This window comes from Vibrio minamisatsumaniensis (genome assembly GCF_050337445.1).
GTDB lineage: Bacteria > Pseudomonadota > Gammaproteobacteria > Enterobacterales > Vibrionaceae > Vibrio > Vibrio artabrorum.
In genome coordinates, this window is the sequence record NZ_JAKJSY010000021.1 from 20,670 (window position 1) to 44,226 (window position 23,557).

19 protein-coding genes and 1 pseudogene are annotated in these 23,557 nt (G+C 44.6%); 15 read left to right on the forward strand and 5 right to left on the reverse strand.

The window, feature by feature from the left end; genetic code table 11:
* Positions 1-74 precede the first annotated feature (74 nt).
* The 6 genes from L4B77_RS06370 (at position 75) to L4B77_RS06395 (ending at position 7,739) form a co-directional block, all read left to right on the forward strand.
* Entirely contained in the window at positions 75-716 is a 642-nt protein-coding gene (locus L4B77_RS06370; protein WP_261839201.1) for a LysE family translocator, read from the forward strand.
* A 540-nt stretch (positions 717-1,256) separates the two neighbouring features.
* Positions 1,257-2,714, forward strand: coding sequence for a protein adenylyltransferase SelO (locus L4B77_RS06375; RefSeq protein ID WP_372066949.1), 1,458 nt, complete (start codon positions 1,257-1,259; stop codon positions 2,712-2,714).
* A 186-nt stretch (positions 2,715-2,900) separates the two neighbouring features.
* The gene (gene hflX, locus L4B77_RS06380) at positions 2,901-4,268 is read left to right on the forward strand and encodes a GTPase HflX (protein WP_261839203.1); all 1,368 of its coding nucleotides are present in this window, start codon (positions 2,901-2,903) and stop codon (positions 4,266-4,268) included.
* A 291-nt stretch (positions 4,269-4,559) separates the two neighbouring features.
* Positions 4,560-5,555, forward strand: coding sequence for a TRAP transporter substrate-binding protein (locus L4B77_RS06385; RefSeq protein WP_261839204.1), 996 nt, complete (start codon positions 4,560-4,562; stop codon positions 5,553-5,555).
* A 64-nt stretch (positions 5,556-5,619) separates the two neighbouring features.
* Complete coding sequence (locus L4B77_RS06390) at positions 5,620-6,375, forward strand: TRAP transporter small permease (RefSeq protein ID WP_429749237.1); 756 nt, start codon at positions 5,620-5,622, stop codon at positions 6,373-6,375.
* Positions 6,376-6,377: 2 nt separating this feature from the next.
* Complete coding sequence (locus L4B77_RS06395; RefSeq protein ID WP_429749239.1) at positions 6,378-7,739, forward strand: TRAP transporter large permease; 1,362 nt, start codon at positions 6,378-6,380, stop codon at positions 7,737-7,739.
* Between the two features lie 32 nt (positions 7,740-7,771).
* On the opposite strand, the gene L4B77_RS06400 is transcribed toward L4B77_RS06395, so the two are convergent.
* The 3 genes from L4B77_RS06400 to L4B77_RS06410 form a co-directional block, all read right to left on the reverse strand.
* Positions 7,772-7,945: a hypothetical protein gene (locus L4B77_RS06400; protein WP_261839207.1), complete on the reverse strand. Its 174-nt coding sequence runs from the start codon at positions 7,943-7,945 to the stop codon at positions 7,772-7,774.
* 98 nt (positions 7,946-8,043) lie between these two features.
* The gene (locus L4B77_RS06405; RefSeq protein ID WP_429749241.1) at positions 8,044-9,393 is read right to left on the reverse strand and encodes a sigma-54-dependent transcriptional regulator; all 1,350 of its coding nucleotides are present in this window, start codon (positions 9,391-9,393) and stop codon (positions 8,044-8,046) included.
* Positions 9,394-9,553: 160 nt separating this feature from the next.
* Positions 9,554-11,356, reverse strand: a complete 1,803-nt coding sequence (locus L4B77_RS06410; RefSeq protein ID WP_429749243.1) for a sensor histidine kinase — start codon at positions 11,354-11,356, stop codon at positions 9,554-9,556.
* A 159-nt stretch (positions 11,357-11,515) separates the two neighbouring features.
* Between L4B77_RS06410 and L4B77_RS06415 the strand changes: the two are divergent.
* The 8 genes and pseudogenes from L4B77_RS06415 to L4B77_RS06450 all read left to right on the forward strand — a co-directional run.
* Positions 11,516-11,698, forward strand: a pseudogene (locus L4B77_RS06415) (hypothetical protein); the annotation flags it as partial.
* 319 nt (positions 11,699-12,017) lie between these two features.
* Positions 12,018-13,316 carry a trigger factor gene (tig, locus tag L4B77_RS06420; RefSeq protein WP_429749245.1) on the forward strand — a complete coding sequence of 433 codons (1,299 nt, stop codon included), beginning with the start codon at positions 12,018-12,020 and terminating at the stop codon, positions 13,314-13,316.
* 105 nt (positions 13,317-13,421) lie between these two features.
* Positions 13,422-14,048 carry an ATP-dependent Clp endopeptidase proteolytic subunit ClpP gene (gene clpP, locus L4B77_RS06425; RefSeq protein ID WP_261839211.1) on the forward strand — a complete coding sequence of 209 codons (627 nt, stop codon included), beginning with the start codon at positions 13,422-13,424 and terminating at the stop codon, positions 14,046-14,048.
* Positions 14,049-14,129: 81 nt separating this feature from the next.
* Positions 14,130-15,410 carry an ATP-dependent protease ATP-binding subunit ClpX gene (clpX, locus tag L4B77_RS06430; protein WP_261839212.1) on the forward strand — a complete coding sequence of 427 codons (1,281 nt, stop codon included), beginning with the start codon at positions 14,130-14,132 and terminating at the stop codon, positions 15,408-15,410.
* Positions 15,411-15,541: 131 nt separating this feature from the next.
* On the forward strand, positions 15,542-17,893 hold the full coding sequence (gene lon, locus L4B77_RS06435; RefSeq protein ID WP_261839213.1) for an endopeptidase La: 2,352 nt from the start codon (positions 15,542-15,544) through the stop codon (positions 17,891-17,893).
* Between the two features lie 171 nt (positions 17,894-18,064).
* Positions 18,065-18,358, forward strand: coding sequence for an HU family DNA-binding protein (locus L4B77_RS06440; protein WP_261839684.1), 294 nt, complete (start codon positions 18,065-18,067; stop codon positions 18,356-18,358).
* Between the two features lie 220 nt (positions 18,359-18,578).
* Positions 18,579-20,444, forward strand: a complete 1,866-nt coding sequence (gene ppiD / locus L4B77_RS06445; protein WP_429749248.1) for a peptidylprolyl isomerase — start codon at positions 18,579-18,581, stop codon at positions 20,442-20,444.
* Between the two features lie 243 nt (positions 20,445-20,687).
* On the forward strand, positions 20,688-20,987 hold the full coding sequence (locus L4B77_RS06450) for a ComEA family DNA-binding protein (protein WP_429749250.1): 300 nt from the start codon (positions 20,688-20,690) through the stop codon (positions 20,985-20,987).
* 18 nt (positions 20,988-21,005) lie between these two features.
* Here L4B77_RS06450 and rrtA read toward each other — a convergent pair whose 3' ends face one another.
* Entirely contained in the window at positions 21,006-21,542 is a 537-nt protein-coding gene (gene rrtA / locus L4B77_RS06455; protein WP_429749252.1) for a rhombosortase, read from the reverse strand.
* Positions 21,543-21,551: 9 nt separating this feature from the next.
* On the opposite strand from rrtA, the gene L4B77_RS06460 reads away from it, so the two are divergent.
* A complete protein-coding gene (locus L4B77_RS06460; RefSeq protein WP_429749254.1) occupies positions 21,552-22,151 on the forward strand; it encodes a tRNA-uridine aminocarboxypropyltransferase in 600 nt (199 codons plus the stop codon).
* A gap of 78 nt (positions 22,152-22,229) precedes the next feature.
* Here the strand turns inward: L4B77_RS06460 and L4B77_RS06465 are convergent, their stop codons facing one another.
* Positions 22,230-23,507 (reverse strand): anti-phage deoxyguanosine triphosphatase, encoded by a 1,278-nt coding sequence (locus L4B77_RS06465; RefSeq protein WP_429749275.1) that lies wholly within the window; start codon positions 23,505-23,507, stop codon positions 22,230-22,232.
* Positions 23,508-23,557: the final 50 nt, after the last annotated feature.

Genomic DNA, 23,557 nt, shown 5'->3' on the forward strand with positions numbered 1-23,557 from the left:
TTGCTTAATATAAATAGCTATTGCATATTAATGCTCAATGTTTAGCCTGTTTAGTGAGTTAAGGAGAATTCGCGATGAGCTTTGATACATGGATTTATTATTTGTTGGCAGTGTTGATTTTAACCGCCTCACCGGGGCCAAGCTCTTTGTTGTGTATGACTAAGGGGGTGCAATCGGGCTTCACGTTATCGATATTCACGGCCTTGGGGAGCTTAACAGCCATTACCGGGATCCTAACCTTATCATTTACCGGTTTAGGGGTAATCATTGCCTCGTCGGAAGTGGTATTTAACGTAATTAAATGGACCGGTGCAGCTTATCTTATTTATCTCGGTTGGAAGTCGCTACGCTCTAGCCAACAAGATTACGAGCAGCAACCTAATCAAACCAGCGTTTCTCAATCCGTTAAAGAAAGCGCTGCGCAGCATTATTTAAGTGGTTTTATTGTTGGTGCAAGTAATCCCAAAGCTATCCTGTTTTTTACCGCACTTTTCCCTCAGTTTATCGATCCATCGATCGCACTATTCCCTCAGTTTATCGTGTTTGCTTTGACCTTCGCTGTGATGGAATTGTCTTGGTTGTTGGTGTATGCCTATTTAGGGGCCAAATCGTCAAATTGGTTATTCGCTAAAGGTCGAGCTAAGGTTTTTAATCGCGTTACTGGAGGCGTGTTTATTGGGGCCGGAGCATTGCTTTCGACGACAAGTCGAGCATAGCGTATTGATTTATCAAATGACTAAATAGTGACCGAAGTTTCTTGGTACTGTCATAAAAGGTTAACATTAATATGCTTGCTGATATCGGCATAAAGTCGATATATTGGTGTTACACCATCACGTTCTCGAGGAGAGATATATGCAGCATCAAGAAATGATTCAACACAGTAACTTTGGCGTTATCAGTCGCATTTGGATTTTCTCTACCCTTTCTCTTGTGGGTATTCTTACTCTAATGTAGTCAGCTTCATGGCTCTATATTTTCAGTTTTTATTATGAACTCACTTGTTAAAAAGTCTTCAAAGTCAGAACTCTTTCTCTTATAAATGTGGCTTTTCTCATCAGGTTAGCCACTTAACTTTCCCTAAGTCATTTTCTTCTAGTCGTCACTCCCTTCAGTCAGGTTCTTCTCTTAAGTCACTACTTTCTTGCAGTGGATTAGTTTGTCACCTTCTCGCGATAAAGAGCGCCATCACACTTCTGAAGTTGTTATCAAATTGTGATAATCTTAAATTATCTTTCATCTACAGTGTGCCTCTCATGTCTGTTTGGGATTCTATTTCATTTAACAATCGATTTACGGCATTACCTCGACGGTTCTATACCCCAGTTCAACCGACACCGCTATGCAATGTCCAATGGCTTGCTTGGAATCACACTCTGGCGAGTGAACTCGGTTTTCCGTTGTTTGAGGCTGTCTCTGAGGAGCTATTGGAGACGTTGTCTGGCAATGTTGAATCTGAGCCATTTTCTCCGCTAGCCATGAAATACGCAGGCCATCAGTTTGGCTCTTATAATCCCGATTTAGGTGATGGAAGAGGGCTGCTATTAGCGCAAGTTGTTGCTAAAAGTGGTGAAACGTTCGATTTACACCTCAAAGGTGCAGGTAAAACACCCTATTCGCGTATGGGCGATGGCCGTGCGGTTATTCGTTCAACGGTGCGTGAGTATCTGTGTAGCGAAGCGATGGCGGGGCTACATATCCCAACCACTCGCGCATTAGCTATGATGACCAGTGACACGCCGGTTTACCGTGAGAAGCAAGAGAGAGGCGCATTACTGGTGCGTGTTGCCGAATCACACATCCGCTTTGGCCACTTTGAGCACCTGTTTTATACCAATCAGTTGGCTGAGCATAAGTTGCTTGCTGATAAAGTGATTGAATGGCATTTCCCGGAGTGTATTGATCAAGAAAAACCCTACGCTGCAATGTTTAATGAGATTGTTGATCGCACTGCGGAAATGATCGCGTTGTGGCAAGCAAATGGCTTCGCTCACGGGGTGATGAACACTGATAATATGTCGATCATCGGACAAACCTTCGATTATGGCCCGTTCGCCTTCCTTGATGAATATGTCCCTCGTTTGATCTGTAATCACTCAGATTACCAAGGCCGCTATGCCTTTAATCAGCAACCAAGAATCGGGCTTTGGAATCTGTCGGCATTGGCTCACTCACTTTCTCCACTGATCGATAAGGCCGATTTAGAGGCCGCTTTAGAGCAGTATGAGCCGCAAATGAATGGTTATTTCAGCCAGATGATGCGTCGTAAGTTGGGCTTGCTTTCGAAACAGCACGGTGACAGTCGCTTGTTTGCATCTATGTTCGAGCTGATGTCGCAAAACAAAGTCGATTACCCGAGGTTCTTTAGAACGTTGTCGAACCTAGATACTTTGCCGCCACAAGATGCGATTGATTTGGTTATTGATCGAGAGGCCGCAAAGCGATGGTTGGATCATTACTTGCAGCGTTGTGAGTTGGAAGAACGTTCAGTGACAGAACGCTGTGAAAAGATGAGGCAGGTAAATCCGAAATATATCCTCAGAAACTACTTAGCTCAACTTGCGATAGATAAAGCGGAGCGCGGTGATAGCAGTGACATTGAGGCATTAATGGTGGTGCTGGCAGACCCTTATGCCGAACACCCTGACTATGAACACCTCGCCGCGTTACCACCTGAGTGGGGCAAAGCGATGGAAATTAGCTGTTCATCTTAACTTTTTGCTTGTCACCATTTTTTATTACGGACGAAAAGGGATCAATAAACGAGATAAATGCGTTAACAGCAAGAATATCGCGATTTAGTCTCCGTTAGCTCTATAAAGCTGACGGAGAACAGCGTAGGATCGAACGACTTTAGATCAAAAACTAGCTTGCACTTCGGTGCATAAACAGAAGAATACATGAAACTAACAGCAAAACCCTCCGCGAGTAACGCTTTACTTATTTCTATTACGACACCGGATTTCAAAGGTGACGAAGCAAAAGAGTCTCTTGCCGAACTTGCTCGCTTAGTGTCAACCTTAGGGTTTAAAGTCGTCGGCACGCAAGCGCAACACCACAGTTCATCGCAAAGACAAAATGTGTTGGGGGCCGGTAAGCTTGCTGAAATCGCACACCTGACAGGATACAAAGGCTCAATTGAAGAGGCAGAAGATGAAGACTTCCTTGATGAGTCAGGTCTGTTTGATTCTGAACTCGATGAGTTAGATTTTGACGATCTTCCAACGGGTGATTTTCAATACGGTACTGCTGATGTTGTGGTCTTTGACTGTGATTTGAGCCCGTCTCAACTTCGTAATGTTGAGGCTCACTTAGGTGTCGAAGTGTTTGACCGCACAGGAATCATCATTGAGATTTTCAGCCGCCACGCTCGTACTCGTACCGCACGCCTGCAAGTGGAAATTGCTCGTCTAAATTACCTAGTCCCTCGACTGCGTGAAGTGGGTGAGGGCGACAAAGAGCGCCAAATGGGTCAGGGCGCGGGTGAAACTTCATTAGAGCTAGACCGTCGTAAAGTTCGTGACCAAATTGCTGCACTTAAACGTGAGTTAGTGAGCGTACAAGATGAAATGAAGAACCGACGCACTAAGCGTGCGGAGCTTTTCACTGTCGCTTTAGTGGGTTACACCAATGCCGGTAAATCTTCGATGATGCGCGCAATGACGGCAACCGAAGTGGTGGGTGAAGATAAACTGTTCGCAACGCTCGACACCACGGTTCGTGCGCTTCAGCCAATCACTCAACCGCGTATCTTGGTTTCAGACACGGTGGGGTTCATCAAGAAACTGCCTCATGATCTTGTTGCTTCATTCCACTCAACGTTAGCTGAAGCGCATGATGCTTCACTGCTTCTGTATGTGGTTGATGCTTCTGACGTTTCTTTTCGTGCTCAGCTTGATGTCGTACACGACGTGTTGGCACAAGTGGGCGTTGAAGGCAGTGAAAAGCTATTAGTACTGAATAAGTGCGATAGATTAAGTGAAGAGCAACAGCGAGCACTGATTGAAGAGTTCCCGGAGGCGATGTTAACGTCGACTCGTGATCCGTTAGATATCGCCAAACTGCACAAGTATATCGTTGGTATTGCAGAAGAAGGGATGATCGAAGAAGAGATCACGATTCCTTATTCGGGACAAAGTATCATCGGTGAGATTCGCTCCAACATGAGTGTGATTAAAGAAGAGTACGACTACGAACACATCAAACTTACCGTTCGTTCAAGTGCCATAGATTTAGCACGACTGAAAAAGCGTATGCAGAACACTTAATCCTCAATCAAGTTGACATACCAACGGCCCTTCATTTGGGCCGTTATTGTACCTAGCCCTCATTCACCATTGATGCAGTGTTGGTCAAATCCTACCCATTTACAAATCTTTCATGTGTCATTTCCCACCCATAAATTTTATTCGCGAGTTGACGACCAAAGCCGGTAGATCTTATGAAGCCTTGTGGTTAAAGGCTTGTTAATGTTTTGTGTTGATGTGGCGCGTTAATTGCCTTAGTGAAAGCACGCAGTTCCCATTGAAGGGCTGCTTTGTTTACTAAGGAGAATAATAATGTTTAAGCCGCTTACCCTGCTGTCTGTCTCTGCTCTGGCGCTCACAAGTTTTCATGCTGCTGCAAACTGTGATCCTGGTGAAATCGTAATTAAATTCAGTCATGTAACTAATACCGATAAGCACCCGAAAGGCATCGCCGCTTCTTTACTGGAAGAGCGAGTAAACACAGAAATGAATGGCAAAGCTTGTATGCAAGTTTTCCCTAACTCAACGCTTTACGATGATAACAAGGTACTGGAAGCCCTGTTAAATGGTGATGTTCAAATGGCGGCACCATCGCTGTCTAAATTTGAAAAGTTCACTAAGAAATACCGCATTTTTGACCTTCCGTTCTTGTTTGAAGATGTCGCCGCCGTTGACCGCTTTCAAAACTCAGAATCTGGTGAAAAACTGAAGAACGCGATGAAGCGCCGTGGCTTGCAAGGTCTCGCGTTTTGGCACAATGGTATGAAACAGATGTCGGCGAACAAACCTCTTATCAGCCCTGAAGATGCCAAAGGGTTGAAATTCCGTGTGCAAGCATCAGACGTATTGGTGGCTCAGTTTGAACAACTAGGCGCTAACCCACAGAAGATGTCTTTCAAAGAAGTGTACGGTGGCCTACAAACGAAAGTTATCGATGGCCAGGAGAACACATGGTCAAACATCTACGGTAAGAAGTTCTTTGAAGTACAAGACGGTGTGACGGAAACCAATCACGGCATATTGGATTACCTAGTGGTAACGTCCAACGACTTCTGGAAAGGCCTACCTGAAGATGTACGCACACAGCTTGGTACTATCGTGAAAGAAGTGTCTGAGGCTCGTAACGCTGAATCTTCAAAAGTTAACCTAGCGAACAAAAACAACATCATCGAAGCGGGTGGTGAGGTTCGTACACTGACGCCTGAACAGCGTGAAGCATGGGTAGTTGCACTTCAACCAGTATGGAAGAAGTTTGAAAAAGACATCGGTTCAGACCTTATCGATGCCGCGTTAGCCTCAAACCAATAACACCGCTAAGGGAGTGGCGCGTATTCGTCACTCCTTATTAAAACAATGATAAGCGGAGTCAATTATGGAAAAGCCTCAAATGGAACAACCCAATTCTAGCGAATCAGCACGGGAAACCTCTCTTTTTTCTAAAGTCGGAACAGTTACGGATGTGATTGAAGAGTCATTAATCGCATTTTTTCTTGGTGCCATGACGTTACTCACTTTTGCCAATGTGGTATTTCGATACGCATTCAATGACAACATCTTATGGGCACTGGAACTGACCGTGTTCATGTTTGCTTGGATGGTGTTAGTGGGGGCATCTTATGGCGTTAAAAAACACTTCCACATTGGTGTTGATGTGATCATCAACCTCGCCCCAGAAAAGCTACGCAAAGTGTATGCGCTCATCGCCGTGACCAGCTGCCTAGCGTTTTCGATCTTACTTCTTATCGGTTCTTGGAATTATTGGTACCCATTCGCGACCGATCGCGCATGGTATGAGACCGACGATATTCCAATGCCAGAAATGCTGCAGTTTCTCGCTGACTGGCTGAATGAAGGCGAGCAATACGAGAAATTGCCCCGTTTTATTCCTTATATGGCGCTGCCGATTGGTATGGCAATGTTGACGTTCCGTTTTGCTCAAGTTGCTTACCAAGTCGTCACTGGCAAGCTTGATCGGATGATTGCTGGCCACGAAGCCGAAGAAGAGTTGGATGCGTTGAAAGCGGACGTGCTAGCGGGCTCTGACGAAGATGCGACAGCGGTATTGAATTCGACTTCGCAGAACAAAGTGAATGAGTCGTGTACAAAATCTAACGGTAAGGAAGACTAATCATGGCAATGTTATTTCTATTTTTAATGGTCATTGCGTTCATGTTGGTCGGCGTACCAATTGCAATTTCCCTCGGTTTATCGAGCATACTATTTTTGTTGATGCATTCAGATGCGTCATTGGCTTCTGTCGCACAAACGCTGTTTAATGCCTTTGCTGGCCACTACACACTGTTAGCGATTCCTTTCTTTATTTTGGCCTCTAGCTTCATGTCTACGGGTGGCGTGGCGAAACGTATTATCCGTTTTGCTATCGCGATGGTCGGTTGGTTCCGCGGCGGCTTGGCGATGGCGTCGGTGGTGGCATGTATGATGTTCGCAGCCCTTTCTGGTTCATCTCCGGCAACGGTAGTGGCGATCGGTAGTATCGTTATCGCGGGTATGATCAAAAACGGTTACTCAAAAGAGTTTGCGGCAGGGGTTATCTGTAACGCGGGTACGTTAGGTATCTTGATTCCGCCGTCCATCGTGATGGTGGTTTACGCAGCGGCGACCGATGTATCGGTCGGGCGTATGTTCCTCGGTGGTGTGATTCCTGGTCTGTTGGCGGGTGTGATGTTGATGATCGCTATCTACATCGCAGCACGTATTAAGAAAATTCCGGCCCAGCCATTTGTGGGTTGGGGTGAGATGTTCGCAGCTGCGAAAGATGCGAGTTGGGGCTTGCTACTGATTGTTATTATTTTAGGTGGTATCTACGGCGGTATCTTTACTCCGACAGAAGCGGCGGCAGTGGCCGCGGTGTATGCCTTCTTTATTGCCAACTTTATCTACAAAGATATGGGGCCTTTCGCGGACAAGAAAAACACAAAACCAGCGTTGGTGAAAGTGTTGCAAACCTTCTTCCATAAAGATACCAAAGACACGCTCTATGATGCGGGTAAGCTAACGATCATGCTGCTGTTTATCATTGCCAATGCTCTGATCCTTAAGCATGTTCTGACAGAGGAACGCATCCCTCAAATGATCACAGAATCTATGCTCTCTGCAGGCTTAGGGCCGATCACCTTCTTGATTGTAGTGAACGTTTTACTCTTGATTGGTGGTCAGTTCATGGAGCCATCAGGCTTGTTGATCATCGTAGCACCATTGGTCTTCCCAATTGCAATTGCGCTCGGTATCGACCCAATTCACTTAGGTATTATGATGGTAGTGAACATGGAGATAGGGATGATAACGCCGCCTGTCGGGCTCAATTTGTTTGTGACCGCAGGGGTCGCCAAGATGTCGATGATGAACGTGGTAAAAGCGGCACTGCCTTGGGTCGGCGTGATGTTCTTATTCCTGATTATCGTCACTTACGTGCCGTGGGTATCAACATGGTTACCGACCACATTGATGGGGCCTGAGATCATCACTAAGTAGAGAGTTAAGTCATAACAAAAAGTGAGGAGGTATCATACCTCCTCATCGACATTCTTACCGAAGTATGAATGAGGGTCCTTCTGTTGATAGAGGGCTCTTTTGGCTTCTAATTCGGGTGTATTTAAATCAACATGTTGATCGACGTAATACACCCCATCGATCTCAAACGTATCGGCTATTGAGGGAACTCTTGTTTTCTCACCCATAACCACTCCTTAATAATATTGAAAATGCCTTTAGGTATTTGTAACCAAATGCATCAGTACTCATATTAATTGTAGGAGATCTTACTTATATATCGAATTTAATTTTCATTTTGTCGGTATGATTCTTTCGTTAGTTGGTGTTTTTGCATTTTGTCATAAAGGGTTTTACGTGGGAGTTTTAGCCGCTTCATGGTGTTCTTTATGCTGCCGTTACATTCAATAAGCGCTTGCTTTAACGTGTTTTTCTCAAAATCAGAGACCAGCTTTGCGAGCGACAAGTCTTGGGTTGATTCCGTTGTACTGTCTGATAAATGAGAGAGCTTGCCCAAAAGAACAAAACGCTCGGCTGTATTTCTTAGTTCGCGGACGTTTCCCGGCCAGTCATGAGCTAAAAGCGCGTGCAGTTCCTTTTGTGGAAGGGCTGGGGCTGTTTTGCCGTAACGCGCGGCAGCGACCAATAAAAAGTGGTGGAAGAGTGCAGGAATATCTTCTTGACGAGCTCTTAATGGTGGCAGATCGAGAGTAACGACATTGAGTCGATAATAGAGATCTTGGCGGAAAGTGCCTTCTTCAGCGGCTTTCTTTAGGTCGACTTTAGTGGCCGCAATTACTCGAATGTCTAGAGGGACTAAACCGTTTGAGCCAACCCTTTCGATAACGCGTTCTTGCAATACACGTAATAGTCGAATTTGTGCTTGCATCGGCATGGACTCAATTTCATCTAAGAAGAGAGTTCCGCCTTGAGCAAACTCGAATTTACCCACTCGCTTGCTTTCTGCGCCAGTGAATGCCCCTTTCTCATGACCATAAAGTTCACTCTCAATCAGATTTTCAGGAACTGCGCCACAATTGACCGCGACAAAGTTTTGTTCTCGTCGGCTGCTTTGCTCGTGCAGAGAGCGTGCGACCAACTCTTTGCCGGTGCCTGTTTCACCAAATAACAAAATATCGGCGTTGGTGTCGGCAACGTGAGTGATGATAGACCGTAACTCAGTCATTGATTGCGTGTCACCAATGATCCTTGGCCCCAGTGCTTGGCTAGCTTTGAGTGAACGCTTTAATTCAAGGTTCTCAAGGGTAAGTTGGCGTTTTTCTATCGCTCGTTTGGTGGTTTCTATTAGGCGTTCATTGGCGAAGGGTTTTTCAATGAAGTCGTAGGCGCCGTATTGGATTGCTTGAACCGCCATCGAAATATCGCCGTGACCCGTAATCATAATCACCGGGATCTCTTTGTCTTTGTGCATCACTGTATTGAGCAGATCATGACCGGAAAGCCCGGGTAAACAGATATCAGTGATGATGACGTGAGGTAAGCCGTTTTCTTGAATCGCGAGCAGAGCAGACTCCGCATCGGTAAAGAATGCCGCATCAATGCCAGCGAGCTCAAAGCTCTGTTCAATGGCCATTCTTAGGTCGGATTCATCATCAATGAAATAGACGTAACACATAGTGATTCCTTTACTTCTTTGTTTTCTGATTATCGCTGAGTTTTTTGTTTGTTGGTTTACTTGCTTGTTAAATCGCTAGCTTAATCTCAGTCTGTTGTTTGTTGTTTGTTGTTTGTTGTTTGTTGTTTGTTGTTTGTTGTTTGTGTGGTGGCGCTTTTTCTTACTGTTCTTGTTCAACAAGGGGCAACTCTATGCTGAATCGAGCACCACCTTGAGGGCTGATACCTGTCACGAGTTTGCCGTTGATCCCGCTGATTATTTGTTGAGAAATCGAGAGGCCCAGTCCAAGGCCGTTTTTCTTGGTGGTATGGAAAGGTTCAAAAAAGTGTCCGCTTGAAGGGGAAGTAAAGCCAGGCCCGTTATCATCGATATGAATCAGTAAGGTATTGGCTTGTTGTTGATCAGATTCCCGAATCTCTAACAGAATCGCTAATTGTTTGTCGTCTTGTTGTTCCATTGCCTGAATTGCGTTGGTTAGCAGATTAATGACCACTTGCTCCAGCTGAATGGCATTGGCAAGTACGCAAGCATTAAAGGTTTCAGGGAGTGCGTTGATCTTAACTCGTTCACTCTTAAGTTGTGGTTTCATCAGCTCTTTCGAGGAGAGTAAAATAGGGAGTATTTGCAACGTATGGAGCTCTTCTGCGGTGGATTTTTTGGCAAAGGAGCGAAGCTGATGGCTTATCTTAGCCATGCGATCAGTGAGCGATGATATCCGTGATAGGTTGTCATCCACACGGTCGATTTTGTTTTTCGCAAGAAACACTCGACCATTGTCTGCGTAGCTGCGAATCGCGGCGAGTGGGTTATTCAGCTCGTGGCTGATACCCGCAGACATTTGACCTAAGACCGCCAATTTAGCCGCTTGAATCAGTTCATCTTGCGTTTGTCTGAGTACACGCTCGGTTTCGATACGTTGTTTGATCTCTATATGAAGTTCAGAGGTTCGTTCGAGTACTTGAAACTCAAGTTTTTGCTTGGCTTCAGATTGCAGCCTATCGATTTGAGCGCGTCTTTGTTGTCGATGGTGATTGAGTAGTATCGTCAGATAAATGATTGCAAAGATAAGGCTTAAAATCACAAGGTAAGCAACCAAGTCCCACCAAACTAAGTGGGTTGGAGAAAATACCCGTATGGTGAGTTTCGGTGCGGCTAGCAAGCGTGAAGAGCTAAAAAACTGCTCTTGGACAAGTTGGTGTGGTGACTCAATACGACTGGTGGCACTGTCTAAGTCGCCGGAAAAATGCAGGCTGTCTATTTTTGTATCGAGATACTGCTTGCTTTCTTGAATTCGAGAGTGTTGTTGTTCGCTTAGTGGTTGAAGGCTTTTGAACAGCCACTCAGGCTTGCTCGACATAAAGACAATTTGGTCTTTATCGTCAGCAACAAAAATACTCTGTTTACCTTGCCAACTGGCCTCTATCTGCGATAAATCCATCTTGACAACAATGACGCCAATAATCTCAGCAGCATAGGAGACGGGGTAAGAATAATAGTAGCCTCGCTTTCCTGAGGTTGAGCCCAGTGCAAAGTATTGGTTTTCATTGCCAATAATCGCTTCTTGAAAGTAGGGGCGGAACGCAAAATTACGACCAACAAAAGAACGTGATCGCTTCCAGTTACTGGCAGCAATGGTGGTGCCGAGGCTGTCTAATAGATAGGTGTCGGAGGCTTGAATCACCGAGTTTACGTGTTCTAGGTAACGATTTGTGAGTTCGATTTGCGCAGAGTTACTGGGAGCGTGCAGGGCATCAACCAGCTCTTTGTCTTTTGAAAGCAGCTCTGGAATGTGCGCGAACTTGTCCAATTGATTGGAAATATGGACTGAAAATCGGTCCAGTTGAGATTGGTGATCATGTAATAAACGTTGATGGCTTGTGCTCCAGACCCAGTGACCTCCCACAACCACCAGCAAGCAGTAGGCAATGAGTAGCATTAAAGGGGGGCTCAATACTCGAAACATGAAAGCTCTCCGCTAATTCTCAGTAAAGAATACATCTGTATTTTCTCATTTATGAAAGCAATCTGCGGCCGTTTTTGCTTCATATCGAGAGGCTCAGATTTTGCTAGGTTAAGGCTTTGTAACGGAGATTGTTGAAAAAGTTATCGACTCTGAGGGGTAAAACAAGAGCAAGATCTCTTTTTAAGGTTTTTAGTAAAAAAAGGGCTCGATTCCCTTGAAAAAGTCGCTATTGTCCCCATTTCTGTTGTGCTAAGTGATGTTTTTATCGTTTTTTTATCATTTAGTTGTACGAATTTAGAGTATTCATCATCAAGCAGAGGTGAACGGCTCGACAGAGATTAAACAGATCGCTAGAATGTCGCGTCTAAAATTTCTGTCCTGAGGCTAATCGGAGATACCTTTCTTGTTTTTGAAAACAAGCTTTACAGCTTTTTATCCGTGCGTGAGAACGCCACTTTTAATAAACATGTGAAGAGCGAAGATATCGCTGATTAGTCTGGTGTTTAGTTGAATAATCAATTCAAACATCAATGCTCGATTTTAAATTAGGTGTTCGGATAGAGCACTACACAAGGATGCAGCCAACAACATCGGCTTTTTAATTAAAGCTAAGTTACGGCTCATATGCTCAGATTACTGAGCCAGTTTTGAGGTTTATATAATGCAAGTTACTGTTGAAACGCTAGAAGGCCTAGAGCGCCGTCTTAATATTACTGTTCCTGCTGCTAACATCGAAGATGCTGTTACAGCTGAACTACGCAACATCGCGAAAAACCGTCGTTTCGATGGTTTCCGTAAAGGCAAAGTGCCAATGAAGATGGTTGCTAAAATGTACGGCAAAGCAGTACGTCAAGACGTGATGGGCGAAGTAATGCAACGTCACTTCATCGAAGCGATCGTTAAAGAGAAAATTAACCCAGCTGGCGCACCAACTTTCGCACCAGTTGAAAACAACGAAGGCGCTGACCTAGTATTCAACGCAACTTTTGAAGTTTACCCAGAAGTTGAGCTGAAAGGTCTAGAAAACATCACTGTTGAGAAGCCAGCAGTAGAAGTTAAAGACGCTGACGTTGAAGAGATGATCGAAACGCTACGTAAGCAACAAGCAACTTGGACTGAAGTGGACGCTGCTGCTGAAGCTGGTTCTCGTGCAACTATCGACTTCGTTGGTTCTATCGACGGTGAAGAGTTCGAAGGCGGCAAAGCTGAGAACTTCCCACTAGAGATGGGCGCTGGTCGCATGATCCCTGGCTTCGAAGACGGTATCGTTGGTAAAACAGCAGGTATGGAATTCGAAATCGACGTAAACTTCCCAGAAGATTACCACGCTGAAAACCTAAAAGGTAAAGCGGCTAAGTTCTCTATCAAGCTGAACAAAGTTGAAGCTCGTGAACTTCCTGAACTGAACGAAGAATTCGTTGCTAAGTTCGGTGCAGCTAACGGTGTTGAAGGTCTTAAAGCTGAAGTTCGTAAGAACATGGAGCGTGAGCTTAAGCAAGCTGTTAAGAACCGCATCAAAGAGCAAGCTATCGACGGTCTAGTTAACGAAAACAACATCGACGTACCTTCTGCTCTTATCGATCAAGAAATCGGTGTTCTACGTCAACAAGCGGCTCAACGTTTCGGTGGCAACACTGAAGCTGCTGACCAACTTCCACGTGAGTTGTTCGAAGAGCAAGCTAAACGTCGCGTCGTTGTCGGTCTTCTTCTTGGTGAAGTGATCAAGACTGAAGAGCTAAAAGCTGACGACGAGAAAGTGAAAGCTATCATCGAAGAGATGGCGACAGCATACGAAGATCCAACAGAAGTTATTGCTTACTACGAGCAAAACGAGCAAATGATGAACAACATGCGCAATGTTGCTCTAGAAGAGCAAGCTATTGATGCAATCATCGCTAAAGCTCAAGTTTCTGATAAAGAAGTTAGCTTCAACGAGCTAATGAATCAGCAACCTGCTTAATATAGTAATATCTGACGTAGAAGGTTGACGTACGGTCAACAATTCTGCTAACAATGGTCCGTATGATTTAATCATTCGGGCCATTTATTTTAGGGACATAAGAATATGAGCTACCAAGAAAAAAATACAATGCCATCGATTATGGACGCACTCGTTCCTATGGTGGTTGAACAGAGTTCCCGTGGTGAACGTTCTTACGATATTTATTCTCGTCTATTAAAAGAACGTATCATTTTCTTAACCGGTCAAGTGGAAGACCACATGGCAAATCTTGTCGTGGCTCAACTGCTTTTCTTGGAATCAGAAAACCCAGACAAAGATATCTATCTTTACATCAACTCACCTGGCGGTAGCGTAACAGCAGGCATGTCTATCTATGACACCATGCAGTTCATCAAGCCAAACGTGAGCACAGTATGTATGGGCCAAGCTTGCTCTATGGGTGCATTCTTACTTGCGGGTGGTACTCCAGGTAAGCGTCACGTGCTTCCAAACTCACGCGTCATGATTCACCAGCCACTTGGCGGTTTCCAAGGGCAAGCGTCTGATATTCAAATTCATGCGCAAGAGATCCTAACGATCAAACAAAAGCTAAACAAACTATTGGCAGAGCATACCGGTCAGCCTCTAGAAGTTGTTGAGCGTGATACGGATCGTGATAATTTTATGTCTGCTGATCAAGCAGTAGAATACGGTTTGGTGGATTCAGTTCTTAATCACCGCGGTCAATAATTGCCGGGCAATTGTTTGACGCAAAGTGATTCAAATTGATATACACTCAAACATAAAGAGTAAAGGCTAAGAGGTTAGCGAATGACAGATAAAAGCAAAGAGGGTAGTAGCGGTAAACTGCTTTACTGCTCTTTCTGTGGCAAAAGCCAACACGAAGTTCGCAAGTTAATCGCAGGTCCTTCTGTTTACATTTGTGATGAATGTGTCGATCTTTGTAACGACATTATTCGTGAAGAAATTAAAGATGTTCTTCCTAAGAAAGAATCAGAATCGTTGCCAACGCCGCGTGAGATTCGAGAGCATCTTGACGACTATGTAATCGGTCAAGAATACGCGAAGAAAGTGCTAGCAGTTGCAGTATATAATCACTACAAGCGTTTGCGTAACGGTGATACGACAGCTGAAGGCGTAGAGCTAGGTAAGAGTAACATTCTTCTTATTGGTCCTACGGGTAGTGGTAAAACACTGCTGGCTGAAACATTGGCTCGTTTCCTAGACGTCCCTTTCACAATGGCAGATGCAACGACACTAACCGAAGCGGGTTATGTGGGTGAAGATGTTGAAAACATCATCCAGAAGTTGCTTCAAAAATGTGATTATGACGTAGCAAAAGCGGAACGCGGCATTGTTTACATCGATGAAATTGATAAAATTTCTCGTAAAGCTGAAAACCCATCAATCACACGTGACGTGTCTGGTGAAGGTGTACAGCAAGCGCTGTTAAAACTTGTTGAAGGTACTGTGGCTTCAGTTCCACCTCAAGGTGGTCGTAAGCATCCACAGCAAGAGTTCTTGCAAGTGGACACATCTAAGATCCTATTCATCTGTGGCGGTGCGTTTGCCGGCCTAGATAAAGTGATTGAGCAACGTGTAGAAACAGGTTCAGGTATCGGATTTGGCGCTGAAGTGCGTTCTAAAGATGAAACGAAGACTATCGGTGAATTGTTCACTCAAGTAGAACCTGAAGATCTCGTGAAGTATGGTCTTATCCCTGAGTTCATCGGTCGTCTACCTGTTACAACAACACTGACGGAGCTTGATGAAGAAGCGCTAATCCAAATCCTGTGTGAGCCAAAGAATGCACTGACAAAACAGTATGCAGCACTATTTGAGCTTGAGGATACAGAGTTAGAATTCCGCGAAGATGCACTACGTGCCATTGCTAAGAAAGCGATGAACCGTAAAACAGGTGCTCGTGGTCTACGCTCTATTTTGGAGGGTGTTCTACTAGAAACCATGTACGAACTGCCATCTTCAACAGATGTGAGCAAGGTTGTGATTGATGAGGCAGTAATTAATGGTGAGTCAGAACCACTATTGATTTACAGCAACTCAGACAATCAAATGGCTGTTGCTGAGTAGGTCTTTTTTAGACGACACACTCAAATCGAAAAAGGAGGTAAGCAATTACCTCCTTTTTTTATTCTTCCATTGAATCCAGTCGTTTAAGCCCCATATACTGCTTTATAAGTTAAAGCGGAAGAGAGAAATATATGAACTTGGAACGTTCCGAGCGTATCGAAATCCCCGTGCTACCTCTACGTGATGTAGTGGTTTACCCACACATGGTTATTCCATTATTTGTCGGTCGTGAAAAATCGATTACTTGCCTTGAATCGGCAATGGAAGCGAACAAACAAGTACTACTTGTCGCGCAGAAAGAAGCGGACACTGATGAGCCTTCAATCGACGACCTATTTAATGTAGGTACAGTTGCTACTATTCTTCAGCTACTCAAGCTCCCGGATGGTACGGTAAAAGTACTTGTCGAAGGTCAGCAGCGTGCAAAAATTCACCAATTCAAAGAGAGTGAGTTTTTCTTAGCCGATGCCGAATACGTTGTTACTTCAGAACTTGACGAAAAAGAACAAGAAGTGGTGGTTCGCAGTGCGATCAATCAATTCGAAGGCTTTATTAAGCTAAACAAAAAGATTCCGCCAGAGGTTCTAACGTCTCTGAACGGTATTGATGAGGCGGCTCGCCTTGCTGATACCATTGCCGCGCACATGCCACTTAAATTGGTCGACAAGCAGCACGTTCTAGAAATTTTAGATGTCACTGAACGTTTGGAATTTTTAATGGGCCAAATGGAGTCAGAAATTGACATCCTGCAAGTTGAAAAACGCATCCGTGGCCGCGTTAAGAAGCAAATGGAAAAGTCTCAGCGCGAGTACTACCTGAATGAGCAAATGAAAGCGATTCAGAAAGAACTGGGCGAGATGGATGACGCACCCGATGAGTTCGAGACTCTCAAGAAGAAGATCGAAGATTCGAAGATGCCTCAAGAAGCTCGTGAGAAAACTGAGCAAGAACTGCAAAAACTGAAAATGATGTCGCCAATGTCTGCTGAAGCAACAGTAGTACGTAGCTACATTGATTGGATGGTTGGCGTTCCTTGGGCTAAGCGTTCAAAGGTTAAAAAGAATTTAGCGAAAGCGGAAGAGATCTTAAACGAAGATCACTACGGCTTGGAGCGTGTTAAAGAACGTATTCTTGAGTACTTGGCAGTACAAAACCGTATCAACAAGCTAAAAGGTCCAATCCTTTGTCTTGTCGGTCCTCCTGGTGTCGGTAAAACCTCGCTAGGTCGTTCGATTGCAGCGGCAACGGGCCGTAAATACACTCGTATGGCACTGGGTGGTGTACGTGACGAAGCGGAAATCCGCGGTCACCGTCGTACGTATATCGGTTCACTTCCGGGTAAATTAATCCAGAAAATGTCGAAAGTTGGCGTTAAGAACCCACTGTTCCTATTAGATGAAATCGATAAGATGTCTTCTGATATGCGTGGCGACCCATCTTCAGCGCTGCTAGAAGTACTCGATCCTGAGCAAAACAACGCATTCAACGATCACTATCTAGAAGTCGATTACGATCTGTCTGATGTGATGTTTGTTGCAACATCGAATTCGATGGACATACCGGGTCCACTGTTGGACCGTATGGAAGTGATTCGCCTGTCGGGCTACACCGAAGATGAAAAGCTGAACATTGCTAAGAGCCACTTATTGGACAAGCAAGTTCAACGCAACGGTCTTAAGCCTCATGAGATTGAAATTGAAGACTCGGCAATTATCGGCATCATTCGCTATTACACACGTGAAGCGGGTGTACGTAATCTAGAACGAGAGATCTCTAAGATCTGTCGTAAAGCCGTGAAAAATATCTTACTAGACAGTAGCCTCAAGTCTGTGACGGTTAACATGGATAACTTGAAAGAGTATCTGGGCGTTCAACGTCATGACTTTGGCAAGGCCGATGAGAGCAACCGTATTGGTCAAGTAACGGGTTTAGCGTGGACTCAAGTGGGTGGTGACCTGCTGACTATCGAAACGGAATCAATGCCAGGTAAAGGTAAGTTAACGCAAACCGGTTCTCTTGGCGATGTGATGAAAGAGTCGATTCAAGCGGCCATGACCGTAGTTCGTTCTCGCGCTGAAAACCTGGGTATTAACTCCGACTTTTACGAGAAGCGTGATATCCATGTTCATGTTCCGGAAGGGGCAACACCAAAAGATGGTCCTAGCGCGGGTATCGCCATGTGTACGGCACTGGTGTCTAGCTTAACGGGCAATCCTGTGAAAGCTGAAGTCGGAATGACGGGTGAAATAACCTTACGTGGTGAAGTGTTGCCTATTGGTGGCTTGAAAGAAAAACTGCTTGCAGCGCACCGTGGCGGCATCAAAACCGTCTTGATTCCAAAAGATAACGAGCGTGATTTGGAAGAAATTCCTGACAATGTCATTGCTGACTTACAAGTGATCCCAGTCCAATGGATTGATGAAGTGCTTAAGGTCGCGCTAGAACGAGATCCGTCTGGGGTCGAGTTTGACGTGAAAAAATAGTGATGCATAGCAAAAATAAGTAAAGAATTACGCTGATAGCCTCAAAAAGGCTTGTCAGCGTTTTTTTTGGACGCTAAGTTATTCCACTAAGGCGGCAACCCCTTTTTTAATAAGGCTTGCGGCTAAATTAAAACCAAAATGGAACGTACAGTCATCAATAAATCTTCACAGATGACACATAGGGGAAAAACAGTGAATAAAACACAACTAGTAGAATCAATCGCAGAAAACGCAGATCTTTCTAAAGCTTCAGCGGGTCGCGCTCTTGACGCTTTCATCGAAGCCGTTGGCACAACACTACAATCAGGCGACCAAGTAGCACTTGTTGGCTTTGGTACTTTCAGTGTTCGTACTCGTGCTGCTCGCACTGGCCGTAACCCAAAAACAGGTGATGAGATCCAAATCGCAGAAGCGAAAGTACCTGGCTTTAAAGCGGGTAAAGCACTAAAAGATGCATGTAACTAATTTTACTGCCAAACCTTGAACTTGATGAGAGGAAGGCGCAGTAACATGCGTTTACTGTTTGAAAAATGATGTTTCATTCTTAAACAGTATATGTGCAAAGCACATTGAACTTATTTAAATTATGCGCATCCTACTGATGCGCATTTCTTTTTCTGATAATATCGCGTGAATAGACTTTTATTTTGAAGCCAATGCTTCATATCCGGAGAGCACTTAAATTATGATGGATCGATTACGCGAAGGCGTGAATGGCATCGCGGTAAAAATTATCCTTGGGTTGATTATCCTGTCATTCGTATTTGCCGGTATAGGCAGTTACATCACCGGTGGCAGTAACAACGCAGCAGCTAAAGTTGGCAACACAGAAATTGCTCGTGGTGAGTTTGAGCAAGCGTATCAAAATGAACGCAATCGCATGCAATCTCAATTGGGCGATTACTTTGCTCAAATGCTTGCCGACCCAGCATACGTAGAGTCTTTTCGTAAATCCGTTCTTGATCGTATGGTCAATGATGCTCTACTACAACAGCAAGCTGAGGCTCTAGGCTTAAGAATCAGTGATGCTCAAATCCGCACAACGATTTTAGAAATGCCTCAATTCCAAACCGCGGGTCAATTTGACCAAGACGTGTACCAAGCGGCATTACGTCGTGCAGGTTTCAGTGCAGAAAGCTTCGCTGAATACATGCGTCGCGACCTCATGCGCAATCAACTTGTGACGGCCCTACAAGGCAGTGAATTCGCTCTTCAAGGTGAGATCGATGCTCAGAGCAAGCTTATTGCCCAAACTCGTGATATTCGCACGGTGAGCCTTTCGGTTGCTGATCTAGCAAAAGGTATCAAGCTGACTGACGAACAGATCGAACAGTATTACAATGAAAACCCTCAGGCATACACTCGCCCAGAGCAAGCTAAGGTGTCTTACATTGAACTGTCATCTGAAGCGCTAAAATCACAGATTAAAATTAGCGATGAAGAAGCTCAAAAATATTACCAAGAGCATCTAGACAAGTACTCAACGGCAGAGCAGCGCAAAGTTAGTCACATCCTTGTTCAAGGTGATGATAAAGCGAAAGCTCAAGCGATCCTTGATGAGTTAAATGGTGGGGCTGACTTTGCTAAGTTAGCAAAAGAGAAATCTGACGACTTCGGCAGTGCAGATGCAGGTGGTGACCTAGGTTGGATTGAACGTGATGTTATGGACCCAGCCTTCGAAAAAGCGGCTTTTACGCTAAAGAATGTTGGTGACACGACGGGTTTAGTTAAATCTGAATTTGGTTATCACATCATCAAATTAGATGCATTAAAAGCACCTAAGATTAAGCCTTACAAAGACGTTGCTGCAGAGATCAAACAAGAAATGCTTGATCAGCATGCTGTAGATGAATTCTACGAAAAGCAAACTCAACTCGAAAAAGTCGCGTTTGAATTCCCAGACTCTTTAGATGATTCGGCTAAAGCTATCAACGCGAAAATCGTAACAACGGATTTCATTTCTCAAGCTGATGCACCGGAACTGTTGAAAACACCTGCGGTAATGCAAGCTATCTTGACTCCTGAAGTGAAAGAAGATGGTCTAAACTCAGAAGTTATCGAAGTGGCTCCTGAGCACGTGATTGTTGTTCGCGTAGAAGATACTCGTGACGAGGTGGTTCTACCTTTAGAAGAAGTTAAAGCCCAGGTTGTGGCGGCATTGTCTGCTGAAAAAGCGGAGCAACAAGCGGTTGAGCTCGGTGATTCTCTTGTGAAGGAACTTAAGCAAGGTAATAAAGCACCATTAGCGGCTAATCATCTAGAGTTTTCTGAAGTTAAAACGATAGATCGTAATTCTCCATTAGCGGCCTCTGTCTTCGCTCTACCTAAGCCAGAGAAAGGACAAGTTGTGTTCGGTCAATCTAAAGATCAGGACGGTAATATCATTGTGGTTGAGCTTTCTAAAGTAACAGCTCAAATCAACCCGGCTTACAGCACTCAAATTGGTGCTCAATTAGAGCGAGTTGGGAATCAACAAGATCTGACCAATATATTAAACGTACTGCGTAAAAACACGGACATTGAATACTACGTTGTGGGTCAAGGTCAGTAATGGTTTGATGACTCAGTAGCAGGAATGATGTGATAGCTTGTTACTGAGAGTCAAAGCAAGACCTTTGCTTTATAAATTAGGTTTATTCGATAAATCAAATTTGTGAACTAGCAAACACCCAGATGAAAACAAGATGTCTAACAAAGCGGGTCACTCAAGTGACCCGCTTTATTTTTGTCTAGTCATTGTGTTATCTGCCGCGATAAATGCATACGTTACCTTTTTTAAACAAAGGAGCGGTTTATGCGCACAATATATTCAACATTACTTCTTTCATTCCTGATGACCATCAATTTTGCCGTATTAGCTGAGAGCCCAACCAAGGCCGAGCTTTATGATGGCATTGAGGTCACCGTTAATATCAATACCGCGACAGCAGAGGAGCTCTCTGCACTGTTGGTTGGTGTGGGTGACAAGAAAGCTCAAGAGATCGTTGATTATCGAGAGCAGCATGGTGCATTTATAGCCGCGAGTGATTTGGCGAATGTGAAAGGAATTGGCGAAGCTACGGTCGAAAAAAATCGTGATCGAATTCAACTCTAATTTAAGAGCATGAAAAGGTTACTTTCTACCCGGCAACCATAACCACACAGCCATGAAGCCTCCTGTAATCGCGCCAGCTAGGTGGGCTTCAATGGCCACTCGAGCACCAATCAGTGCGGCAGTGGTACTCGAAGGGCCAACAAAGTGTTCCCAAGCGATCTTAGCGACTAATCCCAACACGAGTAGCCAACTGGATTTCCTACCGTTTAAAGCCTCTCTGAGCGCGAATAAGCCAAACAGTCCATGTAAGGTGCCAGATAGCCCCACATAGATTTGAATGCTTGAAAATAACAGCGCTAACCCAGTGGTGAAACTAATGACGAGTAAACCAAGCGTGAGTTGTTTTTTACTCGGTTGAAACAGATAGCTGATGATCCACAAGCCGGCTAGGTTTATCAGAAGGTGTGAGTAGTTGGTATGTGAAAAGTTTCCTGTTAGGATCCGCCACCATTGCCCATCGGCAATTGCATGGTTATCCCAAACGACCCAAGTTTGTATTGGCTCAAGTTGGAATAAGACGCATAAAAGTGAAGTGAACATTAAAACAGGGTACACATTAAATCCATGTCTCGTTATTGCCCCCAATGCAGCAAAGCGTTGAAAGCTTGTATTTGTCAGTGGGTGACACCACTCGAATCGAATGTTGAGCTTATCATTCTTCAGCATCCATCAGAAGAGCATCGTCCGATGGGAACGGCGCGTATCCTCTCTTTATCTTTAAATAACAGCGTGACGATTGTCGGGGAAGACTTTTCTCACAATGAACAGTTGAATGCGTTGCTGGATGATCAACATTACCAACATGTGATTTTATACCCAAGTGAACACTCTGTGTCGGTTGAATCTATGACACACCCAAGTAAGCCACTGCGAGTGATTTTATTGGATGGGACATGGAAGAAGGCATTCAAGATGTGGCAGGTGTCGCGTAACTTGCACTCGTTGAGTACGGTTCACTTACCCAAAGCTCTCAAGGGTAACTATCGAATTCGCAAAGCTCCTAGTGAAAACAGCCTTTCAACTGTCGAAGCTGGCTATCATTTATTGAGCTTGTTGGAAAGTGATGGCGATTTTAGCTCGCTGTTAACGGCATTCGATCAAATGATTCAGTTTCAAATCAATCAAATGCCGCCAGGTGTTTTCGAGAAAAATTACTTAGATTAAGGCGCTTTAGTCGAGCGAGCCAGCAATCAAAACTCGCTATGAGCCGAAAACAGTTGTTGATGCATTTTTTGTGCAAGGTCATCGGTCATCGGTCATCGAGGAGACGTAATCGGCAATTACGCGCATTTTTCTTGAATCGTCTTGGTGTTGTAACCATTGCCTCTTGATAGGGAGCGGTAATAAACGTTCTGGATCGGCGCTGAATGCTTCAAACATGTCCATAATGATCTGTTGGCCTTTGTACTCAATAATTTGAACTTGAGGAACTTGGATAACAAACTCGCTAACAAAGTGTTTTAGCCTATCAAGTGTGCCGTCCATGCTCGGTTCAAGCTCAGCATTGTATGCCAATAGCACATTCTCAAAGTTGGCATCCACTCGCTTAATCGAGATACTGGTTAACAGTGCGTTGACTATCCCGCCAATCGCATCCTTTCGACGATACTGTTCACCAGAGAACAGCATCTCAGTAATCGAATCTAGGTGTTCACAAATCCAAGGAGCGGCCATCTCTTTCAGTTGAGGATAAGCTGATTCGACCCATTGAGTTTTGGTGACAGAACCAAGCACAATCGCATCTTCTAAATCGTGCACGCCATACGCGATGTCATCAGCCAACTCCATGATCGAACAATCAAGTGATTTGTATTTGGTTTTGTTGTGTTCAAGTGGCTCGGTGTGTAATTTTCTTTTCTGTTTTAGAAGTTGCTGGTCGTTGCTTGAAAGCGGCTTAAGTACCCAATTAAACAGCGCTTGATCATGATCGTAGATGCCTTTGGCTGGCATCCAATCTTTGGCTCGGAGCTGTCGTTGATGCTTTACCGGTTCAGATTGAGACTTAGCTTGAACTTCGCTCAACAGAGAAGGGTACTTAATGAGACCGAGCAGAGTGCGTCGAGACAGATTCATCCCGTGATGTTCGGTATAAGGTTCGAGCTGCGTGACAATACGAAACGTTTGGGCATTGCCCTCAAAACCGCCGTGGTCACGCATCATGTAATTCAGTGCGACCTCCCCGCCATGCCCATAAGGAGGGTGACCAATGTCGTGCGCTAAACACAATGAATCAATCAAACTGTCTGAGGGTAATAAGTCTCGAAACTCGGGTTGTTTTTTTTTCAACTGAGCGACAATGCCAGTCCCAAGTTGTGCAGCTTCCAGCGAATGGGTCAGCCGAGTGCGGTGGAAATCATTGATCGTGGTGCCATGGATTTGGGTTTTTGCTTGTAGGCGACGAAAGGCTGCTGAGTGAAGTATGCGTGCACGATCGCGTTGGTACGGGCTACGGTGGTCATCACGTCTTATTTTATGCTCATCGTCGTTTCGATGTTGCCATTCTTGTTCGAGTTCAAATATGGGGTCGAGTTGGACTGTCAAAATAGCACCTATCAATCTGATTTAATTCG

Coding starts and splice junctions, on each gene's coding strand:
- L4B77_RS06370 (WP_261839201.1), top strand. CDS start 75: ATGAGCTTTGATACATGGATTTATTATTTGTTGGCAGTGTTGATTTTA.
- L4B77_RS06375 (WP_372066949.1), top strand. CDS start 1,257: ATGTCTGTTTGGGATTCTATTTCATTTAACAATCGATTTACGGCATTA.
- hflX (WP_261839203.1), top strand. CDS start 2,901: ATGAAACTAACAGCAAAACCCTCCGCGAGTAACGCTTTACTTATTTCT.
- L4B77_RS06385 (WP_261839204.1), top strand. CDS start 4,560: ATGTTTAAGCCGCTTACCCTGCTGTCTGTCTCTGCTCTGGCGCTCACA.
- L4B77_RS06390 (WP_429749237.1), top strand. CDS start 5,620: ATGGAAAAGCCTCAAATGGAACAACCCAATTCTAGCGAATCAGCACGG.
- L4B77_RS06395 (WP_429749239.1), top strand. CDS start 6,378: ATGGCAATGTTATTTCTATTTTTAATGGTCATTGCGTTCATGTTGGTC.
- L4B77_RS06400 (WP_261839207.1), bottom strand. CDS start 7,945: ATGGGTGAGAAAACAAGAGTTCCCTCAATAGCCGATACGTTTGAGATC.
- L4B77_RS06405 (WP_429749241.1), bottom strand. CDS start 9,393: ATGTGTTACGTCTATTTCATTGATGATGAATCCGACCTAAGAATGGCC.
- L4B77_RS06410 (WP_429749243.1), bottom strand. CDS start 11,356: ATGTTTCGAGTATTGAGCCCCCCTTTAATGCTACTCATTGCCTACTGC.
- tig (WP_429749245.1), top strand. CDS start 12,018: ATGCAAGTTACTGTTGAAACGCTAGAAGGCCTAGAGCGCCGTCTTAAT.
- clpP (WP_261839211.1), top strand. CDS start 13,422: ATGAGCTACCAAGAAAAAAATACAATGCCATCGATTATGGACGCACTC.
- clpX (WP_261839212.1), top strand. CDS start 14,130: ATGACAGATAAAAGCAAAGAGGGTAGTAGCGGTAAACTGCTTTACTGC.
- lon (WP_261839213.1), top strand. CDS start 15,542: ATGAACTTGGAACGTTCCGAGCGTATCGAAATCCCCGTGCTACCTCTA.
- L4B77_RS06440 (WP_261839684.1), top strand. CDS start 18,065: ATGACACATAGGGGAAAAACAGTGAATAAAACACAACTAGTAGAATCA.
- ppiD (WP_429749248.1), top strand. CDS start 18,579: ATGATGGATCGATTACGCGAAGGCGTGAATGGCATCGCGGTAAAAATT.
- L4B77_RS06450 (WP_429749250.1), top strand. CDS start 20,688: ATGCGCACAATATATTCAACATTACTTCTTTCATTCCTGATGACCATC.
- L4B77_RS06460 (WP_429749254.1), top strand. CDS start 21,552: ATGTCTCGTTATTGCCCCCAATGCAGCAAAGCGTTGAAAGCTTGTATT.